This window comes from Nocardia sp. NPDC058705, from assembly GCF_042749305.1.
In the GTDB taxonomy this organism is placed as follows: Bacteria; Actinomycetota; Actinomycetes; order Mycobacteriales; family Mycobacteriaceae; genus Nocardia.
The window spans coordinates 45932-61506 of sequence record NZ_JBHYRN010000021.1 but is presented as its reverse complement, the minus strand read 5'-3'; the positions used below and the strand labels follow the sequence as shown (position 1 = coordinate 61506).

Annotated in this window: 18 protein-coding genes and 1 pseudogene; 11 read left to right on the top strand and 8 right to left on the bottom strand. The window is 67.3% G+C overall.

The genetic code is table 11. The annotated features are described in order from the left end of the window. Nucleotides 1-11 precede the first annotated feature (11 nt). Entirely contained in the window at nucleotides 12-2045 is a 2034-nt protein-coding gene (locus tag ACFW6D_RS22500) for a CocE/NonD family hydrolase (RefSeq protein ID WP_379331062.1), read from the bottom strand. Nucleotides 2046-2200: 155 nt separating this feature from the next. On the opposite strand from ACFW6D_RS22500, the gene ACFW6D_RS22495 reads away from it, so the two are divergent. Together ACFW6D_RS22495 and cynR are read left to right on the top strand one after the other, a co-directional pair. After that, nucleotides 2201-2851, top strand: a complete 651-nt coding sequence (locus ACFW6D_RS22495) for a TetR/AcrR family transcriptional regulator (protein ID WP_379331060.1) — start codon at nucleotides 2201-2203, stop codon at nucleotides 2849-2851. 62 nt (nucleotides 2852-2913) lie between these two features. Beyond that, nucleotides 2914-3796, top strand: a pseudogene (gene cynR / locus ACFW6D_RS22490) (transcriptional regulator CynR). A 176-nt stretch (nucleotides 3797-3972) separates the two neighbouring features. Here cynR and ACFW6D_RS22485 read toward each other — a convergent pair. Beyond that, nucleotides 3973-4737: an ankyrin repeat domain-containing protein gene (locus tag ACFW6D_RS22485; RefSeq protein ID WP_379331058.1), complete on the bottom strand. Its 765-nt coding sequence runs from the start codon at nucleotides 4735-4737 to the stop codon at nucleotides 3973-3975. 95 nt (nucleotides 4738-4832) lie between these two features. Between ACFW6D_RS22485 and ACFW6D_RS22480 the strand changes: the two genes are divergently transcribed. From ACFW6D_RS22480 to ACFW6D_RS22460, 5 genes are all read left to right on the top strand, one after another. Continuing rightward, on the top strand, nucleotides 4833-4979 hold the full coding sequence (locus ACFW6D_RS22480) for a hypothetical protein (protein WP_379331056.1): 147 nt from the start codon (nucleotides 4833-4835) through the stop codon (nucleotides 4977-4979). A 144-nt stretch (nucleotides 4980-5123) separates the two neighbouring features. Beyond that, nucleotides 5124-5993 (top strand): hypothetical protein, encoded by an 870-nt coding sequence (locus ACFW6D_RS22475; protein ID WP_379331055.1) that lies wholly within the window; start codon nucleotides 5124-5126, stop codon nucleotides 5991-5993. 36 nt (nucleotides 5994-6029) lie between these two features. Next, the gene (locus ACFW6D_RS22470) at nucleotides 6030-6248 is read left to right on the top strand and encodes a three-helix bundle dimerization domain-containing protein (protein ID WP_379331053.1); all 219 of its coding nucleotides are present in this window, start codon (nucleotides 6030-6032) and stop codon (nucleotides 6246-6248) included. Nucleotides 6249-6306: 58 nt separating this feature from the next. After that, nucleotides 6307-7392, top strand: coding sequence for an S-(hydroxymethyl)mycothiol dehydrogenase (locus ACFW6D_RS22465; protein WP_379331051.1), 1086 nt, complete (start codon nucleotides 6307-6309; stop codon nucleotides 7390-7392). Beyond that, nucleotides 7389-8012, top strand: coding sequence for an MBL fold metallo-hydrolase (locus tag ACFW6D_RS22460; protein ID WP_379331049.1), 624 nt, complete (start codon nucleotides 7389-7391; stop codon nucleotides 8010-8012). The genes ACFW6D_RS22465 and ACFW6D_RS22460 overlap by 4 nt, the downstream gene beginning before the upstream one ends. A gap of 89 nt (nucleotides 8013-8101) precedes the next feature. On the opposite strand, the gene ACFW6D_RS22455 is transcribed toward ACFW6D_RS22460, so the two are convergent. Next, nucleotides 8102-8479, bottom strand: coding sequence for a DUF6223 family protein (locus ACFW6D_RS22455; protein ID WP_379331047.1), 378 nt, complete (start codon nucleotides 8477-8479; stop codon nucleotides 8102-8104). Nucleotides 8480-8886: 407 nt separating this feature from the next. Between ACFW6D_RS22455 and ACFW6D_RS22450 the strand changes: the two genes are divergently transcribed. Then, nucleotides 8887-9990, top strand: a complete 1104-nt coding sequence (locus tag ACFW6D_RS22450; protein ID WP_379331045.1) for a sensor histidine kinase — start codon at nucleotides 8887-8889, stop codon at nucleotides 9988-9990. Beyond that, complete coding sequence (locus ACFW6D_RS22445) at nucleotides 9987-10634, top strand: response regulator (protein WP_379331043.1); 648 nt, start codon at nucleotides 9987-9989, stop codon at nucleotides 10632-10634. Before ACFW6D_RS22450 ends, ACFW6D_RS22445 begins: the two co-directional genes overlap by 4 nt. A gap of 1 nt (nucleotide 10635) precedes the next feature. Here the strand turns inward: ACFW6D_RS22445 and ACFW6D_RS22440 are convergent, their stop codons facing one another. The 3 genes from ACFW6D_RS22440 to ACFW6D_RS22430 all read right to left on the bottom strand — a co-directional run bounded on the left by ACFW6D_RS22440 (nucleotide 10636) and on the right by ACFW6D_RS22430 (nucleotide 12041). Next, nucleotides 10636-11013 (bottom strand): winged helix-turn-helix transcriptional regulator, encoded by a 378-nt coding sequence (locus ACFW6D_RS22440; RefSeq protein WP_379331041.1) that lies wholly within the window; start codon nucleotides 11011-11013, stop codon nucleotides 10636-10638. A 170-nt stretch (nucleotides 11014-11183) separates the two neighbouring features. Beyond that, complete coding sequence (locus ACFW6D_RS22435) at nucleotides 11184-11642, bottom strand: anthrone oxygenase family protein (protein WP_379331039.1); 459 nt, start codon at nucleotides 11640-11642, stop codon at nucleotides 11184-11186. A 15-nt stretch (nucleotides 11643-11657) separates the two neighbouring features. Continuing rightward, nucleotides 11658-12041: a nuclear transport factor 2 family protein gene (locus ACFW6D_RS22430; protein WP_379331037.1), complete on the bottom strand. Its 384-nt coding sequence runs from the start codon at nucleotides 12039-12041 to the stop codon at nucleotides 11658-11660. 77 nt (nucleotides 12042-12118) lie between these two features. Here ACFW6D_RS22430 and ACFW6D_RS22425 point away from each other — a divergent pair, with 77 nt between their 5' ends. After that, nucleotides 12119-12700 carry a TetR/AcrR family transcriptional regulator gene (locus ACFW6D_RS22425; RefSeq protein WP_379331035.1) on the top strand — a complete coding sequence of 194 codons (582 nt, stop codon included), beginning with the start codon at nucleotides 12119-12121 and terminating at the stop codon, nucleotides 12698-12700. An 11-nt stretch (nucleotides 12701-12711) separates the two neighbouring features. Here the strand turns inward: ACFW6D_RS22425 and ACFW6D_RS22420 are convergent, their stop codons facing one another. Continuing rightward, entirely contained in the window at nucleotides 12712-13299 is a 588-nt protein-coding gene (locus ACFW6D_RS22420) for a TetR/AcrR family transcriptional regulator (RefSeq protein ID WP_379331033.1), read from the bottom strand. Between the two features lie 87 nt (nucleotides 13300-13386). On the opposite strand from ACFW6D_RS22420, the gene ACFW6D_RS22415 reads away from it, so the two are divergent. Then, nucleotides 13387-14280, top strand: a complete 894-nt coding sequence (locus ACFW6D_RS22415; RefSeq protein WP_379331031.1) for an NADP-dependent oxidoreductase — start codon at nucleotides 13387-13389, stop codon at nucleotides 14278-14280. Between the two features lie 10 nt (nucleotides 14281-14290). On the opposite strand, the gene ACFW6D_RS22410 is transcribed toward ACFW6D_RS22415, so the two are convergent. Continuing rightward, nucleotides 14291-15541 (bottom strand): reverse transcriptase family protein, encoded by a 1251-nt coding sequence (locus tag ACFW6D_RS22410; RefSeq protein ID WP_379331029.1) that lies wholly within the window; start codon nucleotides 15539-15541, stop codon nucleotides 14291-14293. Nucleotides 15542-15575: the final 34 nt, after the last annotated feature.

Sequence of the window (15575 nt, the reverse complement as noted above, 5' to 3'; positions counted from 1 at the left end):
TCAACCGTTGGTCACCAGCCGGGATCGGCATCCATCGGGACGTTGACCCAACTCGGGCGCGACGGATCCAGCTCGAGATGCTGGGTCTTCAAACCACTTTCATTCAGCAACGGCCGCAAGGGAACAACGCTGGGGAAATTGCTGGGGAACACGTCCACGCGCAGGCGATGACCGGGCAGCAGCACACCGTCGGTACCGCGAATGCTGATGTCGACAATCGTAGGCTCGCCCGGCACCACCGGTCGGCGGGTGTCCAGGGTGAGGAACGGGAACGGCTCGGTGTAGTCGCCGTTGGGTGAGCGGGTCGACTTGGTGTCGTCGATCGCGCGCAGCGACGCCATCACCTGACCCTGCGTCCACACCGTCGAACGGCCGTCGGGGGCAACATCATTGACAGTCACCGTCCAGTAGCCGTCGGTCGCGTCGAGCACCGTGTTCAGATGGGCGGCGATCGAACCGGAGATCTTGGTCGGCTGGGTCACCGGGGCCGAAGTGAAGGTAAGTCCAGCACTTTCGGCGATGCGGGCGTCCTTCAGGCAGGCATCCGGCAGCGGTATCAGGCCCGCCATGCCACGCGCGGCATCACGCGAGCAGATGGTGGTCAGACCCGGGTCGACCGAAACACGCTTGGCTGCACCGGGTTCGGTGACCAGACTGCCGTCGAACCTGGCTCCCGGCGCGGTCCCCGACGACGCACCGTCGAGGTACATCCGCCGGTACTCCATACCAGGACGCGGGAACGAGACGTCGCTGGTCCACTGCTCACTTCCCTGCTGCCACAACGTGACCGGGTCGTAGCGATCGACACCGTTGTCGATTCCCTTGAGCCACTTGTCGAACCACGCGCGCTGCAACGCGTCCAGCGGCGCGGGCCCGGCCGGTTGGCCCATGCCCGAGCTCAACGTGATGTGGTAGATGTCGTCCATGACGAGCTTCTTCTGCTCGGCGGGCACATCGACCGCGTTGTAGATCTGCGGGGTGGTGTGAGTGAACAGGTCGTGCCAGCCGCCGTAGACGAAAGTCGGCACCTGCACCTGATCCGATTTACCGACCCAGGAGGTGCGCAGCGGGCTGTCGTCGTCGAGGATCGGCGCCAACTCCGGCGGGATCTGGTCGACGGTCGGCGTGCTCAGCGCCGCGATCAGCACATTGAAGAAGGTGAACGGGTCGCGGACGCGATCGGCCAGCCAGACCCAGTCGAACTTGCCGGTCAGGATCGACACCATGTCGGGGAGCAGTTTCGCGCCGTTGACAGCGAGCAGCCACATCGGGATGAAGCCGACACCGAGGTTGCCGCCGGGCGCGGCGACGTCGCGGATCAGGTCGCTGCCGGGCACGATCGGGAAGATCGCCTTCAGCGCTTCGGGATGACGTTGGGCTGTCTGCAGTTGGTTGATGCCCGAATAGGACACCCCGCTCATCCCGATCTTGCCGTCGGACCAACCCTGTTCGGCAGCCCAGTCCACGACCTCGACACCGTCGAGTTGTTCGCGTTCGCCGAACACCTGCCAGGTGCCCTGCGAGAAACCGGTGCCGCGCACGTCGACGACCACCTGGGTGTAGCCGCTGCGGATCAGGTTCCGGTCGACGGAGAAGGTGCGCGCGGCGCCGCCGGGCACGATCCGGAACATGTCGCTGAGGCTGCTGAAACCGAACGGCGAGAAGTCCAGGTTCGCCAACACCGGGTTCAGCAGTTCCGACAGCCCCGGCACCGACAGCGTCGAGTCGGCGACGTTGGTGACCAGCTTGGTGTAGGGCGTCATATTGACGATCGTGGGCGTCGGCGCCGCGATCGGCTGCCCGTCGGCACCAGCCGGGTGATAGACGTTGGCTTTCAATACCGTGCCGTCACTCATGGTGATCGGCACGTCCCACTCGATGAAGACGTTGGGGTATTGCTGTGGTGCGTTATGGGTGGCGACGAACTGCGCGTCGAGGCCCTCCGCGTTCGGTGAGGCCACTCCGACCGGCGCGGATGCGACGACGCCTGCGAATACGACGACCGATGCGACGAGCGCAGCCAGCCGTCCACGATGTGTGATCATGCTTCGGTTCAGCCCTCCACCATCGGGAACCATGCCGTTCCCGTACCGCAAAGTAACGTAGCGTGCGTCACGTTCGATCGCAAGAACATGTTCTGGGCAATCCTCGATCAGCGCCCGCGCGCACCTCGCGGCGATCACCTGACAGAATCGGCACTGTGACAGCGCCCGAGCTCGATGACGGCCGCCGATACCGCGGCGCCGCGCCGGGGCAGCGTCAGCAGGAACGCCGCACCCGGCTGATCGAGGCGGCCACCGACGCCTTCGGCATCGACGGCTACCGCAACACCACGGTCACCACGATCTGCGCGGCGGCCGGCGTCGGTAAACGCTACTTCTACGAATCCTTCTCCGACAGTGAGGATTTGCTGCTCGAGGTGTATCGCGAGACGGCCGCGCGGATGATCGAGGCGATCCACACCGGCATCCGCGATGCCGATACTGACGTCGATACCCAGGTGCGTGTCGCCCTCACCTCGTACTTCCAGCTCATCCTCGACGACCCCCGGGTTCCCAGGATCGCGTTCTTCGAGATCCTCGGCGTGAGCCCGGCGGTGGACCGGGCTTACTACGAGGTCCTCGACGCCCTGGTCGACATCTGCCTGGCCCTGGTCACTCCGCACGTCGACCTCGAAACCCACCCCGCTGTCAACGTGCGCACGGTGCTGTTCGGCCTGGTCGGCGCGATCGTGATCATCGCCCAGAAATGGGTCCTCGACGAATACCGGCAGCCGATGACCGATGTGGTGGACAGTGCGTGCCTGGTGGTCAACGCGGTGCTGGCCAAGCTCGGACCAGCCGGACACTGACGTCGCTCCGCCGAGGTACGCGGGTCCACGTCGAAGGCGGTGAACGCGCGTATTCTCGGGCGGTGACGCCAGAACTCCGGCACCTGCGCTATCTGGCCGCCGTCGCCGAGCACGGGAATTTCACCCGGGCAGCCGAGGAGCTGCACGTGTCGCAGCCGACGCTGTCACATCAGATCAAGCAGCTCGAGCGGGCGGTGGGGGCGGTGTTGCTCGATCGAGCGGGGCGCAGCGTGCGACTCACCGACGCCGGGTCGGTCTACCTCGAGCATGCCCGCCGCGCCATCGACGAGGTCGCCGCGGCGCAGCGATCCGTGCACGACGTCACCGATCTCAGTCGGGGCCTGCTCCGCTTCGCCGCGACGCCCACCTTCACGCCGTCCCTGATCGGCCCGCTCATCGCACGGTTGCGGGCGCGCTATCCGGGGATCACCGTCGAGTTCAGTGAATCCTCCCAGGACGCGATGGAGTCCGAACTGCTCGATGCCCGCATCGACCTCGGGATCGCGTTCGCTCCCCCGCGGCTACCCGGGCTCACCGCCGAAGCACTCTACGAGGAGACACTGGCCGCCGTGCTCGGCATCTCCGCGCACCCCTACCCGCCGGCCGACTTCGGGCCCGAAGATCTCCTCGGCCACGATCTGGCCCTGCTCGCTCCGTCCTTCGCGACCCGCCACCACATCGACCGCTACTTGCACGCACACGGGGGTGTCGCCACGAATCGCCCTGGAGGTCAACTCGATTCAGGGGCTGCTGGAGGCGGTGTCCCGCTCGTCACTGGTCACGATCCTGCCCGAGGCAGTCACCGACACTCATCCGCAGCTCACTCGAATTCCATTGCGGCCGAGCATGCCTGCGCGCACCGTCACACTGCTTCGCACGGCAGCGGGCCATCGCAGCGCTGCCGCAACGGCTTTCGCCGCCTTGGTGCGTGAACACGTGGGGTGAGGTACATGCGGCGACGCTCGGACTCGACGGATGCTGGTGGATGCGCCGAGTTGCGATGCGGTCGGCGCGCACCGGCAGCGCAGCAGGTCGGCGGTGCACGGGTCGGCAACGCACGGGGCGGCAAGGCACCGGAGCGGTGGCGCAGCGGGCCGGTGGCGCAGCGGGCCGGTGGCTACTCAGCGAAGCAGCGCGACGATCGCCTCCTGGTCAAGGCGTTCGGCGTTCTGTAGCGCGGTTCGCCCCTGCGCGTCGCGGATCTGCGGGTCGGCGCCCGCGGCGAGCAGCGCGGTGACGGTTTCCTGGTAGGGCTGAGAGCCGTCACCGTAGACAACGGCCTCCTGCAATGCCGTCCACTGCGGCGTGTTCACATGGTTGACGTCCACGCCCGCCGCGATCAGCATCCGCACCGTGCTCACGTGCGCGTGCTCACTCGCTGGGATGAGTGCCGTGCCGCCGTAGCGGTTCACACTGCGCAGGTCGGCGCCGTGACGCAGAGTCGCCTCGAGGATCTGGTCGAGGCCTTCGGCGCCGGCGTACAGGTAGGCGGAGTCCTGGATGTCATCCTTGGCGTTCACGTCGGCTCCCGCCTCGATCAGCGCCACTGCGGCCTCGTTCGCCGCGTTCTTGGTGGCGGCGACCAGCGGGGTGCGCCCGCCCTCGCCCCGCGTCTCCAGGTCGGCGCCGCGGGCGATCAGGTCACGGACCCGCGCGGTGTCGTTGGCGACCGCGGCGTCGTAGAGGGCGGGGTCGAGACCATCGTCGAAGTGCAAGGGCTGGGGCGCGGTGGCGGACGTCACGGCTGACGTCTCAGGTACCGCCTCGACCGTGGCGGTTTCCTGCGCCCCCGGGTCGGCGGAGCACGCACCGATGCCCACCGCGAGAACCGCGAGCGCAAGCACGGCCGCACGGGGGCCACGAATTGTCGGGCGAGCCGGATTCATCGGTATCTCCTCTGGTCAGGTCCCTCCACCGTGCCCATCCGATTGCTCCACGTCCAGGACGCAGCGCCGATCGCGCCGATCGACACCGTCTATGGATGTCGGTCCGACAAGCCGAGGCGCCTCCCAGCCGCGCCTCTTCGACCACGAAACTCGGCGTCACCGCCGAACCGGTGCGGGTGTGCGCAGACCATCGGCGGAGCCAACCCGCCGCGCTCGGATCGGCCGTGGTGACCATCGGGTGAACAGCGCGGAACCATCGACGACGTGTATTGCCCTGCGCGACACCATGTGTCCAGACTGGAGGCCTGTTCGACAGCGTGGTCGAGATCCCCGCTGCCCCGCGCGATCGGCGGGTCGGCGACCGTCGACGAGCCGAAGGATGCGCGATGCCGTTTCTACTGATCTCCGGAGTCTTCGTCGCCAAAGGCGCACAGCCCGACGGTGATTCGGTGCGCTTCCGGCCCGACGACCTCGCTCTCTGGGATCGGGTCGGCGGTCCGCATCGGGTCAAACGCAACGCTTCGGGGGCAGCTCAGTTGCGTCTCGACGGAATCGATTCGCTCGAAACGCATTACACGCCCCGGCACGGCACCCGTATGCACCAACCGCTGCCACTGGCTCACGCCGCCGCCGAGGAACTGCTGGCCTGGCTCGGCTTCACCGGCGTCGTCCGCAACGCGAGCGAGACGGTGACCAGCACCGATCAAGCCGACGTGCCCGGTTTCATCCTGACCCGCGGCGCCGACCTGCACGGCCGTTGCGTCGCGTTCGCCGGACGCGGACCCGCACCCGGCGAGTCGGGCAGCGAGACCTTCGTCGACGTCGCCCTGCTGCGCCTCACCCTCAACCACCACCAGCTGGCCACCGGCCTGGCCTACCCCACGTTCTACCGCAGCCTGTTCCCTGCCTTGCGCGAAGAATTCACCGCCACCGCGAACGCCGCCGCGGCCGCCGGACTCGGCATCTGGCCCACCGACGCGACAACGAGCGGCGCCGCACTCACCTCGCCGACCTCGCTCACCGACGACCTCGTACTGCTCCCGAAACTGTTCCGCCGCCTCGCCGACTACCTCGAGCTCGGCGACGGCGACCTGTCACTCGACGGTTTCCCCGCGTTCCTCGCCCAGGCGGCCGACCGCTTCTTCATCGTGTCGACCGGTCACTCCACCACCGGCCTCGACGCGATCACGGTGATCGACGGCGCGACGGTCCGCCTCACCCATCCGCCGACCGATCTGGTTTTCGACGAGAAGTAGGCGTTGATCGTCGGCGTCTGCGGGTAACCCCGGAGTATGACCACCAACGAGAACCGACAGCTCGATGAGGTCATCGAGCGGTTGACCATCCGGTACCCGACCATCGAACCCGCCGAGATCGCCGACATCGTGCACAGCGTGTACGACGCGTTCGGGAAGGTCCATATCCGCGACTACGTGCCGTTGCTCGTCGAGCATCATGTGAAGGAAGAGCTCGGCACTCCGACCGGGGACATCCCACCCATCCCGGATTGATCGGGCGCGCGCTCGGGCTAGCGTTGACGTAGCCAACGTCAATCATGAGGAGGTCCGCATGCCCGACACCGTCCGCGGAGTCATCGCCCGCGCGCAGAACGCGCCGGTCGAAACCGTCGACATCGTGATTCCCGATCCGGGGCCGCACGATGTGGTGGTCCGCGTCCAGGCCTGCGGGGTGTGCCACACCGACCTGCACTATCGCGAGGGCGGGATCAACGACGAGTTCCCGTTCCTGCTCGGCCACGAGGCGGCCGGCGTGGTCGAGTCCGTGGGCGACGCCGTGACCCATGTGGCCGAGGGCGACTTCGTGGTGCTGAACTGGCGCGCGGTGTGCGGCGAATGCCGAGCGTGTCGACGCGGACGCCCCTGGTACTGCTTCGACACCCACAACGCCAGCGTCCCGATGACGCTCACCGACGGGACCCCGCTCACCCCCGCCCTCGGCGTCGGCGCGTTCGCCGACAAGACCTTCGTACACGAAAAGCAGTGCACCAAGGTCGATTCCGAGACCGACCCGGCCGTCGCGGGCTTGCTCGGCTGTGGCGTGATGGCCGGCATCGGCGCCGCCATGAACACCGGAAACGTCTCGCGCGGTGACAGTGTCGCGGTGATCGGCTGCGGTGGTGTGGGCGACGCCGCCATCGCCGGTGCGCGACTCGCCGGTGCTGGCACGATCATCGCGATCGACCGCGATCAGCGAAAGCTGGACTGGGCCAAGGACTTCGGCGCCACCCACACCATCGACGCGACCAGTGAGGACGTGGTCGAGCGGATCAAGGAGCTCACCGATGGCTTCGGTGCCGATGTGGTGATCGACGCGGTCGGCCGTCCGGAGACCTGGCAGCAGGCGTTCTACGGCCGCGATCTGGCGGGGACGGTGGTGCTCGTCGGAGTTCCCACGCCGGAGATGAAGCTGGAGATGCCGCTCATCGACCTGTTCTCGCACGGTGGGTCGTTGAAGTCCTCCTGGTACGGCGACTGCCTGCCCGAACGCGACTTCCCGATGCTCGTCGACCTGTTCCGGCAGGGCAGGTTGCCGCTGGACCGGTTCGTCACCGAGAAGATCGGCATCGACGAGGTCGAGCAGGCATTCGCCGCGATGGGCGACGGTAAGGTGCTGCGTTCGGTGGTGGTCTGGTGACCCGCATCGAAAGAGTCGTCACCTCGGGCACTTTCGCACTCGACGGCGGCACCTGGGATGTCGACAACAATGTGTGGCTCATCGGTGACGACAACGAGGTGCTCGTCATCGACGCCGCCCACGACGCCGACGCCATCGCCACTGCGGTCGGCAACCGGCACGTCACCGCGATCCTGTGCACCCACGGCCACAACGACCACGTGACCGTCGCCCCGGAACTCGCGAAGCGCCTCGACGCGCCCGTCCTGCTGCACCCCGGCGACGAGCCCCTCTGGCGCATGACCCACCCGACCGCCGACTACCGCTCACTCGCGGACACCACGCGAATCACGGTGGCGGGCACCGATATCGACATCCTGCACACCCCAGGCCACTCCCCCGGCTCGGTGTCACTGCACGTCCCCGATCTCGCGGCCCTCTTCACCGGCGACACCCTCTTCCAAGGCGGTCCCGGCGCCACCGGCCGCTCGTTCTCCGACTTCGACACGATCATCGATTCGATCCGGGATCGGCTGCTCACGCTCCCCGAGGAAACGACGGTCCACACCGGCCACGGCGACGCCACCACCATCGGCGCGGAAAAACCGGCGCTCGCGGACTGGATCGCCCGCGGTCACTGAGCTGGACAGGCGATCACCAGGCTCTCCGGGTTGTTTTCGGCCCGAAATTCCGCCATGAGAGCCTGGTGATCTTGATCTCGGCTTGCTGATCAGCGCTGGAGGCGTGCGCGGGCGCCCAGTGCGACGGCCAGCGCGCCGAGGACGATCGCGATCGCCGCGCCGACGATGCCGTTTCCGGTGCCGGGACCGCCGTCCGCGGTCGCGACGCCGATCACGCCGACGATCGCCGCGACGGCGCCCCCACCGATCGCGGCCGACGATCTGGCCCAGCTTCCGGCACGGACCACGGCCCACGCACCCACGATCGCGGCGGCCAGGCCGAGGAGCGCGGCCGATGTCGCGAAGAAACGGTCGGCTGTCATGCCGTAGGAGTCGGCGAGAGTGATGGTGTCCGCCGAGGCGGGTGCGGCGGCGGTGAGGATGAGGGCCAGTGTGACAGTGGCTGTGGTGAGCGGGCGGCTGGACATGGGTGCTCCTTCGTGTCAGCCCGGCGCGTTGCCGGAGTTCTGATCGCCGGTCACGGTGGCCGGGCATCGGTCGTCACCGGTGCGGTCGTCGTTGCCGATGTCCCGAAACCGGTCCGACCCCGATCTGGTGCGTTCTCTGGCGGCCCGACATTGTCGGGTTCGCGGTCGCACGCACCTGCTTGCCGTGCGGCTTGGTCGCGGGCGACCGTTCCGATGGTGACCGTTCTATCGTCGATGTCTTCAGCGGCTCGGTCATCGTGCGGACGTGGACAATTCGCGTTGCCACGAGAGTGGTAGGTGGATACTGCGACTGCGCGCGGTAACGCCGGGACTACCACGATCGCGGTAGTCCGAGGATCATCCTGGTGCTGGACGCGGTCGTAAGGGAGCCGGGCTAGGGTTCACGGATGAGCAGGGCACGGGTCGTCGACTGGGTGATCGCCGTCGGGGTGGCGGCGATCTTGCTGGTCACCGGGCTCACCAAGGAACATTCCGGCTCACCCCTCGACCTCCTCGCCTATGGGCTGCTCGTTGTCAGCGGCCTCGCGCTGATCGAACGGCGACGTGCGCCGATAGCCGTGCTGATCGTGACCGGGCTGTGCGCGTTCGGCTATCAGGCACTCGATGTCGACATGCCCGCCGTCGCCTTCCTGTTCGCCGTGTATTCCACCGTCCGCGCCGGTCACCACGTTGTCGCGGTACTGGCCTCGGTGGCACTCATCGCGGCACTACCGCTGGCAGCCATGTTTTCGCTGCACGACGTCGCCGCGTCACTCTCGCGCGCCCGCGACGCGTTGGAGATCGCCTGGCTGATCGCCGCAGGCGCCGCGGGCGAAGCGCTGCGCCAGGCCGAACGCCGGGCCGACGAAGCCGAACGGACCAAAGAGGAGACCGCCCGTCGCCGGGCCGACGAGGAACGCCTGCACATCGCGCGCGAGCTGCACGATTCACTCACCCACCAGATCTCGGTGATCAAGGTGCAATCCGAGGCCGCCGTGCACGTGGCGCGCAAGCGGGGCGAGGAGGTCCCGGCCGCACTGTTGGCCATCCGCGAAGCCGGGCGCGAGGCGGCTCGCGAACTGCGCGCGACCCTGGAGGTACTGCGCGACGACGACACCTCCCCGCGCCCCGGGCTCGCCCACCTCCCCGACCTGGTCGAGCGCGTCCGATGCACCGGCCTGGACGCGACCCTCACGATCGAGGGCACGCACCTGAACGTGCCCATCGCGGTCGACCGGACCGCCTACCGGATCGTGCAGGAATCGCTCACCAACGTCACCCGCCATGCCGCTGCCACGTCTGCCATTGTCCGCATCGAGTACGGCGCGGACAGCCTCGTCGTCGACATCGAGGACAACGGAACTGCCAGTCCCGCAACAGTTCCGGTCCCCGGAGTGGGCCTGCTCGGGATGCGCGAACGCGTCACCACTCTCGGCGGCCACCTGCACGCCGCGCCGCGAACCAGTGGCGGCTTCGCGGTCCACGCCGAATTACCCTTGGACAGACCATGATTCGAGTCCTGCTCGTCGACGACCAGCCGCTCATCCGCAGCGGCTTCCGCGCACTCCTCGACATCGAGGACGACATCGAAGTGGTCGCCGAAGCCGGTGACGGTCGCGAGGGTGTCGAACTGGCCCGCACGCACCTGCCCGACATCGCGCTCATCGATATCCAGATGCCGGTGGTCGACGGCATCGAAGCCACCCGCCGCATCGCCGCCGATCCCGCCCTGTCCGGCGTCCACGTCGTCATTCTCACCAATTACGGCCTCGACGAATACGTCCTCGAGGCCCTGCGGGCGGGCGCCGCGGGTTTCCTCGTCAAAGACATCGAACCGGAGGACTTCCTCCACGCCATCCGCGTGGCGGCCCGCGGCGATGCCCTCCTCGCCCCCTCGATCACCCGGCGCCTGATCCAGCGCTACATCGCCCAGCCGCGCATACCCGGCACCGCCCTGAACGAACTGACCACCCGCGAACGCGAGGCTGTCGCCCTCGTCGCGCAGGGCCTGTCCAACGACGACATCGCCGCCCACATGGTGATCAGCCCCCACACCGCCAAGACCCACATCAACCGGGCCATGACCAAGCTCCACGTCCGCGACCGAGCCCAATTGGTCGTTCTCGCTTACGAATCCGGCCTGGTCGCGCCGTAGCTCACGCGTCGAAGCGGCGGCGGGACTCTTCGATGTGGTCGAAGTAGCGCTGCGTCCACATGCACATCCCGTCAATGGTGGCGCGCAGGGCTTGGCCGGATTCGGTGAGGTTGTACTCGACCTTCGGCGGCACGGTCGGATAGACGGTGCGTTCGACCAACCCGTTGCGCTCGAGCATCCGCAGATTCTGGGTGAGCATTTTGTGACTGATGCCTTCGACGAGGTCACGCAACTCGCTGAACCGCAGGGTGTTGTCGCCGATGTATTCGACGATCAGCAGAGCCCACTTGTTGGCGATGTCGGAGAAGATCTCGCGGGCCAGCGAGTCGGAGCGGGCGAGATCCGCGTCGTCGGGGGTGCCGGTGAGTCGAGTGGTCACTGTGCGGTTCCTCTGAAGTGTGTTCTTCCAGGTCGCCCCTCATTCTCCATCGGTGACTCAGTAACCACAAGTGACCTTTGAGGGATCGCGCAGCAGAAGAACTATCTCAGCGTTTATGTGAACGCCGCCGAGGACCGCCGCTACCTCGCGGCGGTGTACGGGCCGCACCATTACTCAGCGACCCGCGACGCGCGGACAACCAGCACGATGACGAGCACGAAGGCGGCCAATGCTGTTCCGGTGCGCAGGAAATGGAACATATCCCAGCGGGTGAGAATCGCGGCGTAGTCCGCCGGGGCGCCCTCGAGTGCCCACCGGTTGATCTGGTGATTGATCGGCACATTGCCCAATCTGGTGATCGCGAACGAGGCGATCACCAGTGCCGTCGCGGCCGCCGCGACGACCCGATGCCTGCCGGTCGCGAGCACGGCCACAGCCACACAACTCAATGCTGCGGCTGCCATCGTGGCCTGCATGCTGATGCTGTTGTTCTGCATCAGTTCGGTGTGGAATTCCAGGCGCATCTGCAGCGGCACGCGATGGAAGGTCGGGACGAGATTGGCTGCGCCGTAACCGAATGCGCCGGCCAGGAGTCCGGTGGTGAGCAGGGCGAGCGAGCGGATGAGCACGACAGATCTCCTGGGTCAGAGGGTGCGAGTGAGCTGGTCGGCGCGGCGCAGCCTGCCGTCGGCGGTGAACTCGCCGAACAGGAACAGCTCCGTGGTGAGTGGTCCCGTCTTGCGCATCGTGGCGTGGATGGTCATCCGCGCGGCGATCCGATCACCATCGGCGATCACCTCATGGATCTCGAACCGGTAGTCGCGCAGGTTCTTTCGCACCGGACGCAGGTGAGCGATCAGTCGGTCCCGGTCGAGCCGGATGCCGTCGGCGATCTGGACGATATCGGGGGTGTGGAAACGGTCGACGACCTCAGCTGGGTCGTTGTCGACATCCAGGGCGGCGGCGGTGAATTCGGTGAAGAAATCGGCGATGAACCGCTCGGGTGAGCGGGGCGGTGCGGGGTCCATGGCACTCCAGCCGTAGAATTCTTACAGTGATGTAAAGGTTAAGCGGAACCAGGCAACTTTGACAAGGGTGTAAGACTTTGACCGAAACGCGGGAACCGAAGCGGCGAGCCGACGCCACGCGCAGCAAAGCCGCCGTCCTCGATGCCGCCACCCGCCTGCTCGCGATCCAGCCCGACGCAGGCATGGCCGCGATCGCCGCCGAAGCGGGCGTGACACGGCAAACTGTCTACGCGCACTTCGCTTCTCGTGACGACCTGATCAACGCCGTCATCGATCGCACGACGGGACAGGCCGTCGAGACCATGCGCGCCGCCGACCTCGACAGCGGCCCCGCGACCGACGCACTGCTGCGGATGCTGGACTTGGGCTGGCGGTTCTTCCGAGTATCACCACTGGCCAACCACGTCGGCTCCTTCGCCCGCCAGCGAGACGAAGACCGCCACCTCCCCATCAACGACCGCCTGTTCAGGCTCGTCACCCGCGGCCAGCACGCGGGCGAGTTCGACACCACCGTGGCGGCGCAGTGGCTCGTCACGGCGATCGTCGCGGTCAGCCATGCCGCGGGCGATGAGGTCAGGGCTGGTCGAATGACGCAAGAAGAGGCGCAGAAAGTGCTGCGAGACAGCGTTTTACGACTAGTCGGCGCCCGCGAAGGTTGAACACCTAGGAACTACGCGGGAACTCCAGGACGGGTGGCTTCCCAGGCCGCCTCGATCATCCGGAAGATCTCGTCCACCGCGGCTTCCGGATCAGCAGCCTCCCGAGCCAGCGAATACGCGTCGATCACGAACCGAGCGATCGTCGCGCTCGCCGTCTCGGTTTGCGCGAGTTCGGGATCGGCAGCGATGGCAGCTGCCAACGCCTCCGCATGCCGCAGCCGCATCGACTCTCCATACCTACGCAGCGCGGACGACTCATCGATCATGTGCCATAGCGGAGAGGCGCCGTCCGCCGTGCAATGTCGCACCATGGCATGAATCTCGCGACGCAGCGCGGGGATGAGCGGTTCATGGGGCGCCCGGCCGGTGACCGCCCGCACGAGTCCCTGCTCGAAGTCTTCGTCCCGCTCGAACACCAGCGCCTCTTTGGAGGCGAAGTGGGCGAACAGCGTCGTGACGGCCACGTCGGCTTCCGCGGCCACTTCGCGGATACCCACCTCGTCGTACCCGCGTTCCAGGAAGAGCCGAAGGGCGGTGTCGGCGATCTTCTGGCGGGTCGCGGCCTTCTTGCGCTCACGACGCCCGGTCGGCACGGTCATACCAGGAGGCTACCAGTTACGAACCTGGATCAGTTATGAAGTCATAACTGTTTCAAAACACTAACCGTTAGTGCTACTGTTTCGACCATGAAGAAAGTGAGCTTCGCCGAGTTCGGCGGTCCGGACGTTCTGCAACTCATAGATGCCGAGGAGCCCGCCGCGGGCCCCGGTCAGGTACGCATCGCCGTGCGGGCGGCGGGCGTCAACCCCGTCGACTGGCGGCTGCGCGAAGGCCAGATCCTCGGTGCGCACCCGCTCGAGCTGCCCGCCGGCGTCGGGCTGGACGCCGCCGGGGTGGTGGACCAGGTCGGCGACGGCGTCGAAGATGTCGAGGTCGGCGACTATGTGTTCGGCGAAGGCGTCGACACCTATGCCGAGTTCGCCGTGCTGACCGCCTGGGCGCGAATGCCGTCGGGACTGACCTTCGAGGAGGCCGCGGGGTACCCCTCCGTGGTGGAGACCGCGCTGCGCGTCATCGATGAGGTCGGTGTACTGGCCGGACAGACGCTGCTGGTCAGCGGTGCGTCCGGGGGTGTCGGATCGGCGGTGCTGCAGATCGCGCGCGAACGCGGCATCACGGTGATCGGCACCGCCGGGGCCGCGAACCAGGACTATCTGCGGAGCCTGGGCGCCCGCACCACCACGTACGGCGAGGGCTGGGTCGAGCGGGTGCGACGACTCGGCTCCGTCGACGCCGCCCTCGATCTGGCCGGCTCGGGGGTGATCCGCGAGCTCGTCGAACTGACCGGGGACCCGCAGCGGGTCGTCTCCATCGCCGACCTCGATGCGCCGAAGTTCGGGGTCCGGTTCTCCGGCGTGGCTGGGAGCGTGCCGGCGGCACTTGCCGAGGCCGCCGCGCTCATTTCACAGGGAAAGCTCCGGACCCCGGTCGAGAAGTCGTACCCGCTGGCCGAGGCCGCCGCGGCACACATCGACAGCCAGGCCGGGCATTCCCGTGGGCGTCGGGTCATCGTCATCTGATTCCAGGCTGTCAGGTGGTCCAGTCGACTCGGTCGGCCATCGTCAGGAGTTTGTCGCGGCGGTGCGGGGCGGTTTCGCCGATCCAGGAGATCAGGCCGTAGACGTGGGCCCGGAAGTCGTTGTGGCCATTGATGTTCTGCGCTGTGGCGCCTGTGCGTGCGCAGTTGTGCAGGAGGGCGCGGACGGCGTCGTAGCGGTCGCGGGGGGCGGCTGGGGAATCGTTGACGACGAGGCCTGCCAGTACTTGTCGCTGGTGGGCGCGGCGGATCAGGGTTTTGCCGGTGTGCACGGTGAAGCCCTCGTCGCGCGCTATTCGGGTCACCGTCCAGATCAGCCGGGCGGTGTCGAGGTCAGCGTTGCCAGAGAAAGCGAGGTCGTCGGCGTAGCGGGTGTAGGTCAGGCCGTGGCGGTGCGCGTAGCCGGTCAGGCGGCGATCGAGGCTGCGGGCGACGAGGTTGGCCAAGCGCGGCGAGGTCGGGGCGCCCTGCGGGAGGTGGCGGGCGGCGAGCAGGGTGCGCTGGGAATAGTCGAGCCCACGCAGTTCGGCCACCGGTGTCGCGGTGGTGCACAGTTCGGCGAGGACGCGGGCCACGACCGAGGAATAACCGCAGGCCGCGAATACCGCGCGCACCCGTGCTACAAGGATCGTCGGAAAGAAGTCGCGCAGGTCCTGTCTGACCACCACCTCGGATCCGGCGTGCGGGTCCGCGAAAGTGGCCGCGCTGCAACCTTTCTCGAAGCCGTGACAAGCTGGATCAGCGGGGATGCCCGCGAGAATCCGATGCAGGATCCGGCGCTGGATCTCCCGCAACCGCACCTTCGGCGCCTCGACGACCCGCACCCCGGTCGCCTTCGGCAATCGACGATATCGGTAGTGCGACAACGGTGGTGACGCGTGCCGTAACCAGCCACCCCGATCGGCGAACCATTCGAGCTCGGTCGGCGTCACGTTCAGCAACTGGGCCAGCGCGGCGAGGTCCGGGATCTCGACCGCACCGAACCGCATCGACACGGGTTCGAGGGAAACGACGGTCGTCGCGAGCTTCGGCAGGTCGACCAGCACCCGGCGCAACGTGTTCACCGGATCCACCGGTTCGACCGGCATCAGGTCGATCACCCGACCCGCGATCTCCTGCGCCCGACCCGGTTCGATCACCTCGGCGAACGCCTCGGCCAGCGTCGACAACGCCCACCCGTCGCCGAGTTGGTCGAACGAAAGTGCCAGCCACCCGGCCAGTTCGGGCTCGATCGCCCGGCTCATCGGGATGCGACAGTGACGGGGCGACCAGAATCCT

Coding starts and splice junctions, on each gene's coding strand:
- ACFW6D_RS22485 (WP_379331058.1), bottom strand. CDS start 4,737: ATGAATCCGGCTCGCCCGACAATTCGTGGCCCCCGTGCGGCCGTGCTT.
- ACFW6D_RS22470 (WP_379331053.1), top strand. CDS start 6,030: ATGACCACCAACGAGAACCGACAGCTCGATGAGGTCATCGAGCGGTTG.
- ACFW6D_RS22450 (WP_379331045.1), top strand. CDS start 8,887: ATGAGCAGGGCACGGGTCGTCGACTGGGTGATCGCCGTCGGGGTGGCG.
- ACFW6D_RS22455 (WP_379331047.1), bottom strand. CDS start 8,479: ATGTCCAGCCGCCCGCTCACCACAGCCACTGTCACACTGGCCCTCATC.
- ACFW6D_RS22445 (WP_379331043.1), top strand. CDS start 9,987: ATGATTCGAGTCCTGCTCGTCGACGACCAGCCGCTCATCCGCAGCGGC.
- ACFW6D_RS22410 (WP_379331029.1), bottom strand. CDS start 15,541: ATGAGCCGGGCGATCGAGCCCGAACTGGCCGGGTGGCTGGCACTTTCG.
- ACFW6D_RS22480 (WP_379331056.1), top strand. CDS start 4,833: ATGTCGGTCCGACAAGCCGAGGCGCCTCCCAGCCGCGCCTCTTCGACC.
- ACFW6D_RS22415 (WP_379331031.1), top strand. CDS start 13,387: ATGAAGAAAGTGAGCTTCGCCGAGTTCGGCGGTCCGGACGTTCTGCAA.
- ACFW6D_RS22475 (WP_379331055.1), top strand. CDS start 5,124: ATGCCGTTTCTACTGATCTCCGGAGTCTTCGTCGCCAAAGGCGCACAG.
- ACFW6D_RS22500 (WP_379331062.1), bottom strand. CDS start 2,045: ATGATCACACATCGTGGACGGCTGGCTGCGCTCGTCGCATCGGTCGTC.
- ACFW6D_RS22420 (WP_379331033.1), bottom strand. CDS start 13,299: ATGACCGTGCCGACCGGGCGTCGTGAGCGCAAGAAGGCCGCGACCCGC.
- ACFW6D_RS22430 (WP_379331037.1), bottom strand. CDS start 12,041: ATGGACCCCGCACCGCCCCGCTCACCCGAGCGGTTCATCGCCGATTTC.
- ACFW6D_RS22465 (WP_379331051.1), top strand. CDS start 6,307: ATGCCCGACACCGTCCGCGGAGTCATCGCCCGCGCGCAGAACGCGCCG.